Raw genomic sequence first — 16,752 nt, 5'->3', positions numbered from 1 at the left:
GTATCCAAATGTCGCGGATTCCGTTCTACCTAACCTTTGACAAGCCTCTTTTTTCTTCATAAAAACATGCATACTTTTTCTCTTTTAGAACTTCATATAAAGTATTTGAAATCAAGAATTGATAGGATATTATAAGAATATTTCAAAAATAAAACATTTAATTTATTTATGGTATCATACAAAAAACATTTGTTTTCTCAATTAATCCCCCTAGTTGGATTCGTCTATATTGCACATATTTACAACATTAAAGACACTAAGCAAAAAAGGATTTTGTTGAATGGATGAAACATTACAAATCTCTTATTTAGGACCTTATAACATCCTCTTTTCTAGCAATATTAAGTTATCCAAAAAATGTATATTTACTAACATAGATTACAGGTGGTGTATTGTGAAAGAAATCGTATTCGTTCAAAATAAAAAAAGACTCCTTATGAAATTCGAATTTTTAAAAAAGGATTTAGTACTTACCATTTCACTGATACTAGCAATTGTAAGCTGCTTAATACATTCGCCAAAGATCGAATATATTAACTTTGAAGTGTTGATTAGCTTATTTAATCTAATGGTGGCCATTAAGGCCTTTGAACAGCTAAAGATATTAGACAAACTTGCCGTTGCTATTTTAAATAAATGCAATAACAGCAGGTCAATATCTATTATTCTAATTTTGTTATGCTTTATTTGCTCCATGTTTGTAACAAATGATGTCGCTCTCCTCACTTTTGTACCAATAACACTTGTCATTAGTAAAAAAACACAAATGAACATGATGGATACAATCATCCTGCAGACAATTGCGGCAAACATCGGTAGTAGCTTGATGCCTATGGGAAACCCACAAAATTTATACCTATATTCTTACTATGGAGTTAAGCTCATCCCATTTTTAGGTTCAATCCTGCTTTTAGCTGTACTTGGAATCAGTTTGTTATTTATATTTACTCAAAAACTTCAAAAAACAGATTTGAAAATAGAACTACCTGTTATTACCGTGAAGAATCGAAAAAAAGCTACCATCTGGATTTTGATACTTATCACTATCATTGCATCTATTTTTGGTGTCATTAATTATTACATTGCGCTAATAGTAACATTGATGGCAGCATTTACTTTAGATAGAAACTTACTATTTAAGATCGATTACTTTCTTCTAATAACTTTTGTCTGTTTTTTTATTTTTATCGGAAACATTTCCCATTCCGATGCCCTGGAGACATTTGCTCGCGCTAATTTAAGAGGAGATACTTCAGTCTTCTTTAGTTCCATATTTTTGAGTCAATTGATTAGCAATTTTCCTACTTCAATTCTTCTATCAAACTTTACTTCTGATTGGAAAGCTTTATTACTAGGAGTAAATATTGGAGGGCTTGGAACAATTATCGCATCTTTAGCCAGTGTAATCTCCTATAAACTATTCATTCAGGCCAATGGTAAAGAGAGTAAGGCGTATTTAATTAAATTTAGCATTTACAACTTTTCATTTTTAATCATACTTACATGTATACAATACTTTATCTTTAAATTTCTAAAAATTTTTTAAAAAATTGATTACTTTAGAAAAACCCAAATTTCTCAGCATTAAATTGAGAAATTTGGGTTTTAATATAGGTATGTTTAAAGAGATACAACAAAAATACTATATACATAATAATCACTCATTATATATGTTGCTCTTTTAATCGGCCAATGTATAAACCAATCCTTTTACTTAACCATCTCTCATGATTGGTTTGATTGTTTCTAGATACTTAATCCCTCTTTATACTCATTTCAAGCGGTAATCCATTCCGATTGAAATTACAAATGACAAAATTTATCCGTTTTTCCGTTTTTCCTTTTTGCCTACTTGCTAAATTCAGCAAGTAAAATGTTTTTAAAAAATTCCGGATTATTAATGTTTAAACTGTTCGAATTGATAGCAATTGTACGTTTGCCTCCAAGTGTTCCACCAGCAAAAGTGGAAAACCCTGGAACGGCACCCCTGTGTCCCCATACCGAGACACCGTTCGGAAGCTTAATTTCAAGGATTCCAAGACCATATCCAGTTCCCTCTCTATTTGTAGGAACTGTAGTAAGCATTTGTTTTAGTTGCTGTTCCTTCAGTAATTTGCCACTGAGTAAGTAAGAGAAGAATTTGTTTAAGTCGTCAGCAGTGGAAATCATATCTCCATCCGAGCTACCTGGGTTAATATACGTAACGTCTTTTAGCTCACTTGCTCCGTCTAGTTGCAAATAGCCACGGGCATGCTTGGTGCCTGGAATCACGCTTGAATTACCAGGTAAGAATGTATTTGACAAATCAAGCGGTTCAATAATCCGATTTTCAACCTCTTCCGCATAGCTGTTTCCTGTTACTTTTTCAATAAGGATCCCCAGTATTACGTATCCTGTGTTTGAATAAGACCAACCCTTCCCTGGAGCAAAGTCTGGAGGAAGAGAAATCCCCATCTTTACAAATTCTTCAGCCGTATACGATTTTTTTATATCCGTAATATCAAAGTCCTTTGAATTTATATAGTCAGCAATACCACTTGTATGATTCAATATTTGCCGGATTGTAATCTGGTTACCATCATATCCGTTTCCTTGAATGACACCAGGCAACCATTTTTCAATGGAGTCATCTAGATTCAAACGGTTCTCTCCAGATAATTGAAGTAGAACTGTTGCAATGAACGTTTTCGTCACACTGCCAATACGAAAGCGAAAATCTGCTTTCATTGGTTTCTTAGTTCTCAGATCCGCTACCCCAGCGGTATAACTCCAAGTTTTACCACCCTTAGAAATTTGAGCGAGTATTCCCGGGTATCCAAGTTGCAGTTCATCTCGCATTGCTTTCTTAACGGAAGTACGATCGCTTTGCGTACTTGTTTGTAACGAACTAGATACATTTTGCGCAGATTCTGCTTTTACAATTGAGACTGGTGTTATGTATAACAGGGAACTTCCAGCTATTAATAGTGCTAGACTTGCACATATAATTTTACTGTGTGTTTTCATAAAGCATTCCTCTCTTCTATTAAAATTGTATAGATAGTTGATAGCAGTGTCATATACGAACCACACAGCTATCCATTCTCCCAATGATGAAAAGGCAACAATGCATTTGCAATCACTGTACTCATTATTTTCACAAAACACTCTTATTACTGATTGTTTTATATGCAGGCCGTACTTATCCCCCCTTCACGCCTCCTTATGTTTTTATCCTACACAATGAAAATCTCTTTTTCCTTACCTATCCCTTACGAATTCCTTACATTCGAAATCGTTTCTATAATAATAGGATTGAAGTAGCATCTGTGCCCGAAAGCGCAAAAAAAACACCGATGTCGCTTCAGTGTTTTTTCGCACTTTAAATATTGAATATTCTTTTTAATCTTAACAAGTTACATTGCTGATTTTTTCTAATATGATTATTTTTCTTGCTCTATTAACACAAATTTCATAGTGTTATATGAAATTTGTCATTTAGGCACATGATTCTAATTTTATTGATGTAGTTGAGATGGACTCACTTTTTGAATTTGAACAAGTATATCAAATGATTTCCCTAATGATATATCAACAGTTTTAGGTATAGTAGGCCCTTCGGTAGTTATCCCCGCGAAAATTGGATGTTGTTCGTTTAACCAAGTTTTTGTCACTCCGTTCGCCTTACGTAAATCAATAAAAAATTGATCTTTTTTAACTTGTCCGAAGGTGTAGTTATAACTGTTTGGATCATCTGATTTTAATGTTCCATAAGGGCCAAATTCACCGTCACTATTATAAACATTATATTGTCCTTCATAAACTGATGTTCCAATAGATACATACCGTTTCCCATAGTATTCTGCTAAATGCTGCCCAGCTACTTTAGGGTATATAAAAGGAATCATATTTGTTTTCGAAACGTGCCCATTATGTCCCCATACAATGGTTTTTCCTAAATGTTCTTCAGTCCACTTCGCATTCTCATACATTGCGATATCATGTTTCAAAAAAATATCCGATGGTTTATCAGGAGGTGACGCTAACATTGTAGTGAACTGTTCAATAATACGGGCATTTTGTTTTATCCATGCGAACTCTTTGGATTTTCCATTTAGATAACTTTTATTTTGTTCTAATAAAGCACTGATTTGTTTAGCATCTGAAATATACTTTTCTTTTTCTTCTTTCGAAAGAATCTCAAAAGTATTCATATCCTTTGTTACAGGAATAAGACCTTTTATCTTCGCTTCTATTCTAGGCACAAGATCTGAATTGTTCCTCTTTATATATTCTATTATATTATTATAAACATTCTCATTTACTGATTGAATATCCATCCCGATGACACGCACTTTAGATTTATGTTTTGGATTAGCATTATATTGCCGAATCCAATCAAGTAAATCCAACATTTCTTTCGTTTTAAATGTAGGTGATAGATGTTGGATTGGGTTTCCCTTACCAGTAAGAACATATCGATCAAGTTCCAAAGCTCTGTCCCATCCCTCTTCTAAAACTAAGTTGGTAAAGCCCTTTTCAGATACTAAGTAATTAACAATACGGTGTTTCATCGTAAAAACTTCATGAGCCCCATGCGTAGCTTCACCTAAACCTACAATTGAAGCTGAACCTACCATATTCTTAAGTGGTTTTAAATCATTAAGAGATGCATTTGGATTCGTTGTTTTTAAAGGCTTTGCATGTGCTTCTAACCATCCTGCTATTTGATTTGTATTGTAGGGAGCTGTAACAGAAACTTCTGTTTTCGATTCTGCATAAGTACTTCCTACAAAATTAGTCAGTATTATAGCAGAAGCACTAAGTGCAATAATTATTTTCTTTTTCATAAAAACCTCCTGAAATACTAATTTATTAATTTTTGACATACTATAAGGACTACCGTTTAAACCATTACCTCTCTTATTATCATTAAGATACATTTATTCTAATTCCTAAAACTCACTTATTTCTTAATAGGTTCTTAAGAAATCCTTAATTCCCTCATACGAATATAAAACTACATGAACTTCAATCCATTGTAGTGTAGTTAATATTGGGCTAATATGAAGTTCCAAATTTTAATTATTTGTAGTCTCTTCATCATAGAGTTAATTTAGGGATTATTTTTTGTCTACTCCATTGTTTTCGGCACTCTGCATCTAGACGGTATACACATTTGGCCACAGTAAGACTTTATTTCAAGCCCATAAAAAATAGATTACCTGCACACGAAAAAGTTAGCGTACAGGTAATCTATTTGTTTTTGAGACTAATAAAAATCTAATTTATTTTTTGAATTCTTCCATCAATAACAGATTGAATTGGTTCTTTTGATTTTTTTATATAATCTACTAATGCTTCAAAATCAGTTGGGCCTGTTTCAGCATCTTTCCCGTTTTTAAAGGATACAAATCCATCTCCACCTGAAGCTAAAAATGCGTTAGCAACGACGCTGTAAGTTTTAGAAGGAATAATTTCTTCTCCATTTGTTAAGCGAATACTTGTTACTTTTTCTCCATTAGGCTTGTTCGCATCCCAAGTGTATTGGATCCCTGAAATTTGAAGCATTCTTGTTATGTCTTTTTGCCATTGTTGATTTAAAATATCACGAATGTCTTGGCCTGTTAAATTTACTTTTATTAATTGATTTCCGAATGGTTGAATACCATATATCTCTCCCCATGTAATATCACCAGCATCTAAGTCATTACGAATACCACCAGGATTCATAAGTGCAATTTGGGATTGCATTGTTGCACGCTGGGCATCAGCAACTAAATTTCCAAGAGTAGATTCACCAGCCGTATTGAGTTTGCGATCTAGTGGGGCACTAGACTTACCTACAACTTCATTAACAAGAGGTGCGATTTTTGCTTGATATTTCTCCATCTTCCTCTTTATTTTTTTATCAGGCTCCATGCCTTCATGGTAAGTTGTAACAATTTCTGCTTTTTTCTCAACAATATCTTGTGTTTTACGATCAATCTTTACATCAACATCAGCAAAAGCCATACCATAAGAATTTGCTTGTACGACAAGTTTATTATTAACAGTTCCATTTACATAAGTGTGGCTATGCCCACCAAAAATAACATCGACTTCTGGATCAGTCTCATTTGCTAATCGGACAATATCACCATTTGTTACGCCGTTCCCATCTGTTGTCCCCCCGTTATGTGCAAGAACAACGATAGATTTAACGCCTAGTTTTTTTAATTGCTTTACGGATTTGTTAATAGCTTCAACTTCATCTGTAATTTCTACATTGTTTAGCATAGTAGGCATAACAAGGTTAGGAACATCCGTTGTTACAACTCCGATAAATCCAACAGGAACCCCTTGTACCTTTTTTATAGTGAATGGTGGTAAAAATAAACGACCAGTGGATTTATTATAGAAATTTGCGGCAACGTATGGGAATTTTGCTCCTTTAAAATTCCCTGTTTTCTCATGGTATCCACCATAAATAAGGCGGTTCATTTCCGCAACACCCTCATCAAATTCATGATTTCCTATAGTTCCAACATCGAATTTCAAATCATTTAGAAATTCAATCGTAGGTTCGTCTTGTAATAATGCTGAAACAGGAGTACTTGCTCCAACAACATCGCCAGCATGTACCTTTAATGTATTCGGATTTTGTTTTTCACGATCACGTAAATAAGCCCCTAAATACTCAATTCCCCCTGCATCTTTATTGTTAATTTTTTTTACAGTGTCTAGTTGCCCATGAAAATCGTTAATACCGAGCATTTGTACATCTATGTAGCGGTTTGGTTCTGTACTCGCTTGTACTGAAGGCGCAGCAAATACACTAGTAAAAGTAACTGTACTTATTGCTAAAGCAACTGGAATGATTTTTTTCAACATAAAATTTCTCTCCCCTAATTAAAATCTGACATAATACAATGTTATTTTAATATATTAAGAGGATTATTTCCATAAAAATTCTACCAATTATAAAAATTAATAAGATTTTATTGTTTTCTGACAAAGTATTTCTCCCTCAAAACGCGAAAGTGTAAAACGGCAACTTTTAGTGGGAGATGAATATTTGTAGGCTTAAACCTACACTTTTTACTTAGGATATAAAGGCCCCCACTCAACTTAAGAAAATTCACTACACAAAATATTATCTTAATAGTAATATAGCAATCCACCTAAGAGGCCTAAAAAAAGCTAATCCATACATGTTAGCTGTTAAGAAGAATATTCAATTCGAAACTAATAAAGATTTATCAACCTAACATCTCAATATCACTATTTAAAAAGATGCCCCTGGATTTATCCAAGAGCATCTTTTATAAAGCTTTATTTTAACTTGTTTATAATTTATCAATTAACAATTATATAGTTGTAATCAGTCCTTTAAAAATAATAGGAGTGCTTCATTAAATTCTTTGGCATGCGTTGCATTTAGCCCATGTGGACCACCCTTTATTAACGTTACTTTAGAATTAGGAATTGCTTCATGTGTTAATTTCCCACTATATTCAAATGGTACAGTTGCATCTGAATCACCATGAATAACAAGGGTAGGTATATTAAACTGCTCCAAGTCTTTTCTAAAATCTGTCTTACTAAAGGCGGTAATACAATCAAGCGTTCCTTTAGGTGATGCACTGGCTGCAATATCCCAATTATATAAACGGAATGGCTCACTAACTAAATCTGTTCGATTACCAGCCGCGAAAAATCCCTTAGTAAATTCATCAAGAAATGCAAGACGGTCATTTATCACACCACTTTTGAATGCTTCAATTGTAGCATCATCTAATGGCCCCTCAGGATGATCCTCTGATTTGTATAAATATGGAGGAACTGCTCCAGCAAAAACAGCCTTTTCAATACGATCTGTTCCATACGTACTAATGTACCGAGCTACCTCGCCTCCACCCATAGAAAAACCAACAAGTGTGACATTTTGAAGCTCTAAATGTTCTAATAGTTGATGTAAATCAGAAGTAAAGGTATCATATTCATACCCTTCCCACGGCTGAGATGATTTTCCAAAGCCTCGACGATCATATGTTATAACTCTGTATCCAGCCTCAACAAGAGCGGGAACTTGGTATTCCCAAGATCGACCACTTAACGGCCAACCATGAATGAGTACAACTGGTTTTCCTATGCCATGATCCTCATAATATATTTCAATTGGTGCTTGATTTTCGATTCCTACAGTAATTTTTGCCATTGTCCTACCTCCTTTAATATGTATCCTTTTCTTCAATAATTCGGATGAATCTCATAACCTATTTATACGCATTTGTATTGTGAACGCTAAGCATGAAACTCTATCGTTCCAATGAATTCATTTTCTGTTTATGGAACAGTTCCCCATCTCATACCTTTTTCATCACGAAGTATTTGCTGAACATTCCTCCTATTCAATTCTAATAACAAAAATAGAAGACTATCAATATCGTTCTATCTATAGAATGTATAGGTAAAACCAATTCATTTTATAGTGAAAATAACTATAGTTACCACCTATACAAACTATAGATAATTTAGAATTGATTAACTAATTCGTTTTCAAATACTATAAATTTGTATAGCGCTTCATGTTCCGTGAATGCTGCTATAACTCATAGTAACTGTCAGTTTAGTTACAAACTAATCGTAACAAACGAAGAAATTCAGGATAATATTCCACTGTTTAAAATTTCTTCGATTACTTAATTTTTAGGAGGAATACATAATGACTGATCTCTATTCTCGTATTAACAAAGATGATGCTGTCGTGCTTTTAGTAGATCATCAAACTGGTCTTATGTCCGGACTAGTACGTGACTATGGTGTTGATGAATTTAAGAACAATGTTTTAGCTCTTGCTCACACTGCTAAGTTTTTTGATTTACCAGTTATTTTAACAACTAGCTTTGAAAACGGACCTAATGGACCTTTAATGCAAGAATTGGTTGATCTCTTTCCTCACGCACAAAAAATAGCTCGACCTGGACAAATTAACGCATGGGATAATGATGATTTTGTAAAAGCAATCGAAGAAACTGGAAAAAAACAACTTATCATCGCGGGCGTAGTTACGGACGTTTGTGTTGCTTTCCCGGCACTTTCCGCTATAAAAGCTGGATATGAAGTATTTGCTGTTACTGATGCTTCAGGAACTTTCAGCAAACAAGTTGCAGATGCTGCCAATACGCGTATGGCACATAATGGCGTACAACTTATGAACTGGTTTAGTGTAGCTTGCGAATTACAACGCGATTGGCGCAACGATGTTAAAGGTTTTGGCAATTTACTTGCTAGTAATCTTCCAGGTTATCAAAATATAATTGGAAGCTATTTAGGAGCTCAGCGCGATCTTAGTAAACAAAATGCATAAATATATTCCAAAGAAATAGCTTTAAATTACTTTTTTTAGAGTAGATAGTATAGATTTAGTGCTGATTAAATCGGCACTAAATTTTACATTAAAAAGTATAGCAGGGCTTTAATTGACAGAAGATACATTCCTTTCAATAAATAATTTTAAACAATTAAAAAAGGAGCGTTTTATTATGAGTAATTTAGAATTATTAAATCCGGAGAACAGTGCCTTAATTTTAATTGATTTTCAGCCTCAAATGACTTTTGGAGTTGCAAGTATTGATAGACAAACATTGATTAATAACGTTATGATACTTGCTAAATCAGCAAAAACTTTTAACGTACCTACTATTCTTACTACAGTTGAGACACGCAGCTTTTCTGGTTATTTTTGGCCACAAATTCTTGATATATTCCCAAACCATGAAATTATAGAACGCAGTTCAATGAACTCTTGGGAAGATCCAAAATTTGTTGAAGCAGTTAAAGCAACAGGTAGAAAGAAATTAATATTTGCAGCACTTTGGACTGAAGTTTGCCTTGCATTCCCTGTACTTGAAGCAATTAAAGCTGGCTATGAAGTGTATGCAGTTGATGATGCTTCAGGTGGTACTAGTCTGACAGCACATAACGCTGCTATGCGTCGTGTAGAACAAGCTGGTGCAATTCCAGTGACAGCAATACAAGTTTTACTTGAATACCAACGTGACTGGGCACACAAAGACACTTATGATGCTGTAATGGAAATTGTAAAGGAGCACACTGGCGCTTATGGTCAAGGAGTAGAATACGCATATACTATGGTGCACGGCGCGCTTCCAAGCAGGAAAATATGAAACAAGAAGGCGTAGCTGTCGAAGAGACTTATACAGAGAACACGATGGATGCTGCTGATCCAGTAACAACGATTGTTACATGGGAAATTCAACAAGGGAAAGAAAAAAAGTTTGAAACATGGAGACATGAAATCGAAGCTGCCGCTACTAAATTCCCAGGGCATTTAGGTGTAAATCTAATAGTCCCAAATAAAGAATCCAGAGAGTATACTGTTATTTTTCGCTTTGATACGTATGAGCATCTACGTGTTTGGCAAGAATCAGACATTCGCCGAGATTTGTTAAAAACGGCAGAACAATTTCAAGCTACTAATCCGAGTTACAAAACTGAAAGCAGTTTGGCCTATTGGTTTGTTACTCCGAAAACGCCAGTTCCACCGCCAAAATGGAAAATGTCTATCGTTACCCTTCTGGGTGTATGGCCTCTTAGCATGTTAGTTCCTAAAGTGATAGGACCTATTATAAAACATATGAATCCTATTATGTCCGCTTTTTTCGTTTCTGTATGTATAGTGTCCTTGCTATCATGGGTAGTCATGCCGATTTTCGGTAAATTATTTCATCCATGGTTACAAAATAATAGAAAGTAGACGAGGTGTGAACATGACTTTACCGGATATGATCTTATATAACGGAAAAATTACTACCCTTGACCCTTCTCAGCCTGAGGTATCTGCTATCGCCATAACTGATGGTTTAATAACTGCAGTAGGCGGAGATGAGATTCTTAATAGTGCCACAGAAAAAACAAAAAAAATAGACCTTAAAAGAAAGAGAGCTATTCCAGGCCTGAATGACTCTCATATACACGTTATTCGTGGTGGTCTACATTATAATATGGAATTACGTTGGGAAGGCGTGCCATCACTTTTTATTGCTCTTGAAATGCTCAAAGAACAGGCAAGGCGTACACCTGCTCCTCAGTGGGTAAGGGTAGTTGGAGGTTGGTCTGAATTTCAATTTAGAGAGAGACGGTTGCCAACTTTGGAAGAAATTAATGCCGTTTCTGAAGATACACCTGTCTTTGTGCTACATCTTTACGATAGAGCACTTGTAAATCGTGCTGGGCTGCATGCACTGGGATATACAAAAGATACACCAGACCCTCCAGGCTGCTTAATTGAGCGGGATAAACGAGGTAATCCAACGGGCCTTTTAATTGCGAATCCTAACGCTTCTATTCTTTATTCAAGTTTGGGTAAAGCACCAGCACTTAATTTTGACGACCAGATTAATTCAACTCGCCATTTTATGCGCGAATTAAATAGATTAGGTATTACAAGTGCTATTGACGCAGGTGGCGGATTCCAAAATTATCCTGATGATTACAAAATTGTTGAACATTTAGCCGAGAAGGAACAATTAACTTTGCGTATTGCTTATAATCTATTTACGCAAAATCCTAATCATGAATATGAAGACTTTGCTTCATGGGCCAAAATTGTTTCTCCAGGTCAAGGAACTGATAAGTATAAAATGAATGGTGCCGGAGAGATGTTAGTATTCTCAGCAGCCGATTTTGAAAAATTTCAAATGCCACGGCCTGAACTAGCTACGATGATGGAAGCTGACTTAAAGAAAGTAATTTCTCTATTGGTGGAAAACCGTTGGCCCTTCCGTTTACATGCAACTTATGATGAGTCAATCACACGTTTCTTAAATGTATTTGAGGAAGTTAACAGTGAAATTCCTTTTAATGGTCTACGATGGTGGTTTGACCATGCAGAAACAATCTCAGATCGTAGTATGGAACGTGTTAAGGCTTTAAATGGCGGTATTGCCATCCAAGACCGCATGGCTTTTCAAGGTGAATACTTTGTTGATTTATACGGAAAGGAAGCCGCAAAGCGTACTCCTCCGATTTATCGTATGTTAGACCTTGGTATACCTGTTGGCGCCGGTAGTGATGCAACTAGGGTTTCCAGCTATAACCCTTGGGTTGCCCTTTACTGGATGGTTGCCGGAAAAACCATTGGTGGGCTTTCCATATACGATGAAAAAAATAAACTTGATAGAAAAGTAGCCCTGGAATTATATTCAAAAGGAAGTGCGTGGTTCTCTGATGATGAAGGTAAAAAGGGAACCCTGGCAGTAGGTCAGTTTGCTGATCTTGCTGTATTGTCTGCTGACTATTTTACTGTGCCAGAAGAAGAAATCAAAAACCTTGAATCATTACTCACCATTATGGGTGGACAGGTTGTTTATGGAAATGATGAATTTAAAAATTTATCACCTGAATTGCCGCCAGCATCACCTGATTGGTCACCGACGGGCGTTTACGGTTATGGTGGTGCTAACCTAGCCAACACTATACTTTCCCACGATTCCCATGATAACAAGTTACATAGTTGTAGTAACCCTCTCCATCAACACACTCATACCGTAATAGGAAAAGATGGAACTAGATGGGGTATTGGTTGTACTTGCTTTGCTTTCTAAGTCAAAACCACCGGTATAATGCCGGTGGTTTTCTTTATGCGATAAGACCGAAGAGTTGATGGATTAACTTGACTTTTTTTTCACAGCCTTCTCTCCTTGTAAAGTCTGCCCTTTTTCCTTTAAGTAAAAGTCACTGGTATTCCCATTTGAAGCAACTATACCACACATATAAATCTACTTGCCCTTTGACTGTAATCTAGGTCTTATCCCAAGATTTATGTATCATTTTTAATTCTCACACTATAATCATTATTATTTCTATTATACTAATACTTTTTCAGGATCATGTAACTTCTGCATAAAGATGCGTGCTGCAAAACTTAAAAATTTATCGTCAAAGTGAATAAGATTAATATCTTGCCTTGGTGTCGGATCAATAATACGAACTATGCTCAAGGTATCATTATTAACAAAGTCAACCAGCGAAAGAGGTATTATGGCAACCCCATGTCCATTATATACAAGGCTCAATAGAGAAATAGAAGATTTTGTTTCTATATTTGCTTCAGATAAAAATAACCCTAAACTCTCACAATATATTTTAATAGATTCACGACAGCTACATGAAACCATTATTCTACTCAGTCCTACTAATTCTCGAAAAGAAACAAATGATGTTTCATTCAAAGGATGATTTTTTGGAATGACAAGGACAAGCTCTTCGCTATACAAAAGGGTGCTTGTTAATGTGTCTGGAATTTGAGCACTACGTGTGATGCCTATATCAATATTTTTATCAACGATTTGATTCACGGCAACTTCGGATTCTACAATTTTTACTACGATATTGGGATAATGTTGTTGAAACTTCATAATATAAGGTGTTAAATAAGTGAGATCCTCTAATAAACCTCCTATAGTAATTACACCTCTTTTTACACCCTTTAATTCAAAAATTTCATTATAAACGTCATCAAATTGTTGCATGATAAATTTTCCTTTATCAAATAGCAGCTTACCCGCTTCTGTCATTTTGATACCTCTTCCAACTCGATGAAACAAAGGTGTATCAAGTTCACCTTCTAACACACGGATTTGTTGACTTAAAGTCGGCTGTGAAATACCTAGAACTTCCGCAGCTTTAGTAAAACTATTATTATTACAAACTTGAATAAAATACTCTAAATGACGTAATTCCATTCTTGATACCCACTCTCCGCTTTATGAAAGATTTATAATGAAAAGGACGATATGTATATTGTTAACATAACAACTATCTTTCTTACTATATCAATTGCAATTACATAATTTCTTTCTTTTGCATTACAATAAAATTACTACTATTTATTAATTTTTCCTCCTATTTATTTAATTTATATTTAATTAGGATATTACTAAACAGAAACAACCTCTAAAAACTTACAATTTCTGTGTGTAACATCCTAACTTTTTCAACTCTTTAATTATCATTTTTTCTCCATATAGTCCAAACTATCAAATATTTGCTGAATCCCCCCTTTATGCTGAGGAAAAATAGTGTCCATTAATTCAATACCTTCTGAAATATTTGACGCATACGTGATACTACTACTTGCAAGTAATATTTTGTCTCCAAGTTTTTGTATAGACTGATCACTTTTACTGTATAATAGCTCACGCACTGCAAATTCAGTTGGATTAAGTCCATAATTTTTTATATCCTTTGCAATACATTTAGTGATTGACTGTAATTCCCTTCATAATATAACAAATAACTTTAAAGATAGGCTCTCATCGTTAATCACGCTCATAATTCCCAATCCTTTACAAGTTATCTTGAATTCGAGACTTATTATATTATCGTCAAAATATTATGTCAATAATTCAGTTTAGCGTTATTAAGCCACTTATAATTTATTTCTCAACATAAGACATATGGAATTAGAAGAAAACAATTGTTACTATATAAGTATCTCAATTACGTTATTTCTTTTAAAGAGAGCTTGCCTTCTAACGCAAGTTCTCTTTTGTCATATTCTAAATTGAATCGGAACAAATTTCAGATGATGAGTCTGCCTATGTATATGATATAGTTTTTAAACAAAGATTAAAGCCCTCCTACAAAAAGGAGAGCTCTAATTTTTCATATAAAGTGAAACTTTAATCAGTGGGGGTTTTGTTCCCCCCCCACTGATTATCAGCCCTCACCAATCGAACGTTTATGGACAGTTGATCTCCCACCTAACTTCTTTGCTCCAACTGAATTTTGAGGTGGGAGTTTTACTGTCCGTTAACGCGGGATAAAATTAGTACCTCACTTAAGAAGTTTTAAAAGACAAGCTTGTTAATGATGTCCCAACACTTAAGTCATCATTTAATACGAGGGCTAAACAAGCTACTAATGGTAATGTAATAGTAATTGAGCCATCAGAATTAATCACTATACTAGGACTAGATCCACACTCTTCTCCACCACTTACAATTGATTCTACGCCACCACTCGGAGTAAACGTAACTATAAGACACACATCGATACAAATATCATTTAAAGTATATGCCATTACTTATACCCCTTCCTAAAACAATTTATAATAAGCTATGTAGTAAAATGGGCTAATGACACAAAAAAATTTTAAATAAAAGCGCATTAAGATGTTTTTTCTATTTTTACAGATACCCGCTCAATTCATCCTTAAAAACACAAGGTAAAGTGAACCTGTTATAGTCCATGAAATGAGCTCTAATCCCCCCTTATCTAAAAAGGAGGAACTATTATTATGGGATATGATTGTAGGAAGCGGTGGTACTTTTGAATTTAATCGAACCATTGTAAATCATAAAAACTATACAATTTCAAATGTAAATACACAAAGCAACACAAAATAGCCCCTTCTCACCAGCAGCGGCTATTTTATATGAAAATACTTCATTAGTTTATATATCCTAAAACACTTACAATCTTACTCGCTTTTAAATTATGAATATGATAATAAATTTCTAAACCTTTTCGCTCAGCTCGTAACACTTTACCCTTCATTTTTGATAAATGTTGTGAAACTGTCGATTGTGGAATATTCAGTAATTCTGTTAATTGTGTTACATTACACGTTTTTCTCGTACTTAATTCATTTACAATTTGTAAGCGGATTGGATGCGCCATAATTTTTAAAATATCTACATCTTCTTCTGAAACTAAACTTTTTCTCATTTCACTTGTATATGTTGTCATAGGACATTCCCCTTTTATATGAACTCCTTTTATTTTGATCTATTTTCAAAATATTTAAAACTCCGATGCAAAACCTTTATATAAAAATAAGGGAATTTTAATTTTTAAAAAACAGAACGAAATACAATTCACTTTATTTATTCTTTCATTACATATAAATAATAAAATATTAATATGTGCTCTATGTGAAGTTAGCCTAAATTTATAATGAAGATTTTTCAAATCATTCACATGTAACTACCGATTTTTCTGCTTTGTGTTTCCCTTCTATCTTTGTTGCTTTCTTTCCTTGAGCTTTTCATTGTTTTCTCTAGGTGCAGGAGTGTTGGTCATATAAAGATTGATACTATTAAGTCGTTTACTACGAGGAGAATATTTCTTTCCTTTCTATTTTCTTGTACAACTTAATCCTGTAATCGTTTTTTTGTTGTTCTTTGGTTAATAGATGAACGCTCACACGAGATGAGACTTTATTGGTTATCAAAGTTGGTCCGCATCATGATCTAACAAATGAGTCCAAGTAATTAATGCTGTCAACATAACAAAAAGAGTCCTGATTGATACGGACTCTTTTGTGAGTTTTTACAAAAGTAAACTTTTAAACACATGATTACATTTCTATTATTTATTTCAACACTTGAACAGATGCTGGTTTCCACCCCTGATTCTCTACCCAATCAATATCAACCTTATATTTTTTATTACTTTGCTTATCTCGTACATTACCGTAGGCTTTATTATCACCATTATTCCCAATAAAATCGAAAATCAATTGGTTCTCTGGAACATCAACAGCATAAGAAATTGCTTGTTTCATCTCACTCCAATCTACTGTTCCTTCTTTAAATTTCATTTCAGGTTTTGCTCCTTGCACTGTACCAATTGGCTTCCAAGAAGGATTAGTTTGAGAACCCTTTTCTTGAGATGCCGTTTTTTCTCCCTCTTTATTTTCATTTTCGTTCATTTTTACCGGTTTTTCTGCTTTTTGTTTCTCTTCTAACAGTGCTGCTTCTT

The 16,752-nt window shown here is 34.4% G+C and carries 14 protein-coding genes and 1 pseudogene; 6 read left to right on the top strand and 9 right to left on the bottom strand.

Going from position 1 to position 16,752, the window contains the following annotated elements:
- Positions 1–394 precede the first annotated feature (394 nt).
- On the top strand, positions 395–1,546 hold the full coding sequence (locus K5S59_RS27530) for an anion transporter (RefSeq protein ID WP_000659275.1): 1,152 nt from the start codon (positions 395–397) through the stop codon (positions 1,544–1,546).
- A 302-nt stretch (positions 1,547–1,848) separates the two neighbouring features.
- Here the strand turns inward: K5S59_RS27530 and K5S59_RS27525 are convergent, their stop codons facing one another.
- The 4 genes from K5S59_RS27525 to K5S59_RS27510 form a co-directional block, all read right to left on the bottom strand.
- On the bottom strand, positions 1,849–3,006 hold the full coding sequence (locus K5S59_RS27525) for a serine hydrolase domain-containing protein (protein ID WP_000848146.1): 1,158 nt from the start codon (positions 3,004–3,006) through the stop codon (positions 1,849–1,851).
- Between the two features lie 491 nt (positions 3,007–3,497).
- Positions 3,498–4,829, bottom strand: coding sequence for an erythromycin esterase family protein (locus tag K5S59_RS27520; RefSeq protein WP_120450441.1), 1,332 nt, complete (start codon positions 4,827–4,829; stop codon positions 3,498–3,500).
- Between the two features lie 433 nt (positions 4,830–5,262).
- Complete coding sequence (locus tag K5S59_RS27515) at positions 5,263–6,852, bottom strand: bifunctional metallophosphatase/5'-nucleotidase (RefSeq protein ID WP_120450443.1); 1,590 nt, start codon at positions 6,850–6,852, stop codon at positions 5,263–5,265.
- Positions 6,853–7,342: 490 nt separating this feature from the next.
- Positions 7,343–8,179, bottom strand: coding sequence for a bromoperoxidase (locus K5S59_RS27510; RefSeq protein ID WP_120450445.1), 837 nt, complete (start codon positions 8,177–8,179; stop codon positions 7,343–7,345).
- Positions 8,180–8,686: 507 nt separating this feature from the next.
- Between K5S59_RS27510 and ycaC the strand changes: the two genes are divergently transcribed.
- The 4 genes from ycaC (at position 8,687) to K5S59_RS27490 (ending at position 12,590) form a co-directional block, all read left to right on the top strand.
- Positions 8,687–9,331 carry an isochorismate family cysteine hydrolase YcaC gene (gene ycaC / locus K5S59_RS27505; protein ID WP_120450446.1) on the top strand — a complete coding sequence of 215 codons (645 nt, stop codon included), beginning with the start codon at positions 8,687–8,689 and terminating at the stop codon, positions 9,329–9,331.
- A gap of 175 nt (positions 9,332–9,506) precedes the next feature.
- Entirely contained in the window at positions 9,507–10,151 is a 645-nt protein-coding gene (locus tag K5S59_RS27500) for a hydrolase (protein WP_097843212.1), read from the top strand.
- The gene (locus K5S59_RS27495) at positions 10,148–10,741 is read left to right on the top strand and encodes an antibiotic biosynthesis monooxygenase (protein WP_120450448.1); all 594 of its coding nucleotides are present in this window, start codon (positions 10,148–10,150) and stop codon (positions 10,739–10,741) included. Before K5S59_RS27500 ends, K5S59_RS27495 begins: the two co-directional genes overlap by 4 nt.
- 13 nt (positions 10,742–10,754) lie before the next feature.
- On the top strand, positions 10,755–12,590 hold the full coding sequence (locus K5S59_RS27490) for an amidohydrolase (protein ID WP_120450450.1): 1,836 nt from the start codon (positions 10,755–10,757) through the stop codon (positions 12,588–12,590).
- A gap of 261 nt (positions 12,591–12,851) precedes the next feature.
- Here K5S59_RS27490 and K5S59_RS27485 read toward each other — a convergent pair whose 3' ends face one another.
- From K5S59_RS27485 to K5S59_RS27480, 3 genes and pseudogenes are all read right to left on the bottom strand, one after another.
- The gene (locus K5S59_RS27485) at positions 12,852–13,730 is read right to left on the bottom strand and encodes a LysR family transcriptional regulator (protein ID WP_120450452.1); all 879 of its coding nucleotides are present in this window, start codon (positions 13,728–13,730) and stop codon (positions 12,852–12,854) included.
- A 219-nt stretch (positions 13,731–13,949) separates the two neighbouring features.
- Positions 13,950–14,320: pseudogene (locus K5S59_RS30370) on the bottom strand (MarR family transcriptional regulator).
- Positions 14,321–14,827: 507 nt separating this feature from the next.
- Positions 14,828–15,070, bottom strand: coding sequence for a hypothetical protein (locus K5S59_RS27480; protein ID WP_000332001.1), 243 nt, complete (start codon positions 15,068–15,070; stop codon positions 14,828–14,830).
- A 172-nt stretch (positions 15,071–15,242) separates the two neighbouring features.
- On the opposite strand from K5S59_RS27480, the gene K5S59_RS30365 reads away from it, so the two are divergent.
- The gene (locus tag K5S59_RS30365) at positions 15,243–15,395 is read left to right on the top strand and encodes a DUF2187 family protein (RefSeq protein ID WP_308444016.1); all 153 of its coding nucleotides are present in this window, start codon (positions 15,243–15,245) and stop codon (positions 15,393–15,395) included.
- Between the two features lie 43 nt (positions 15,396–15,438).
- Here the strand turns inward: K5S59_RS30365 and K5S59_RS27475 are convergent, their stop codons facing one another.
- Together K5S59_RS27475 and K5S59_RS27470 are read right to left on the bottom strand one after the other, a co-directional pair.
- Positions 15,439–15,738 (bottom strand): ArsR/SmtB family transcription factor, encoded by a 300-nt coding sequence (locus K5S59_RS27475; RefSeq protein WP_000214796.1) that lies wholly within the window; start codon positions 15,736–15,738, stop codon positions 15,439–15,441.
- 625 nt (positions 15,739–16,363) lie between these two features.
- The coding region (locus K5S59_RS27470; RefSeq protein WP_220784103.1) for a YrrS family protein at positions 16,364–16,752 on the bottom strand (389 nt) is incomplete at its 5' end.

The sequence above is a fragment of the Bacillus sp. BML-BC051 genome (assembly GCF_019656175.1).
Taxonomy (GTDB): Bacteria; Bacillota; Bacilli; order Bacillales; family Bacillaceae_G; genus Bacillus_A; species Bacillus_A mobilis.
Note: the sequence above shows the minus strand (reverse complement) of the source record. Positions and strands in the feature narration are given on the sequence as shown.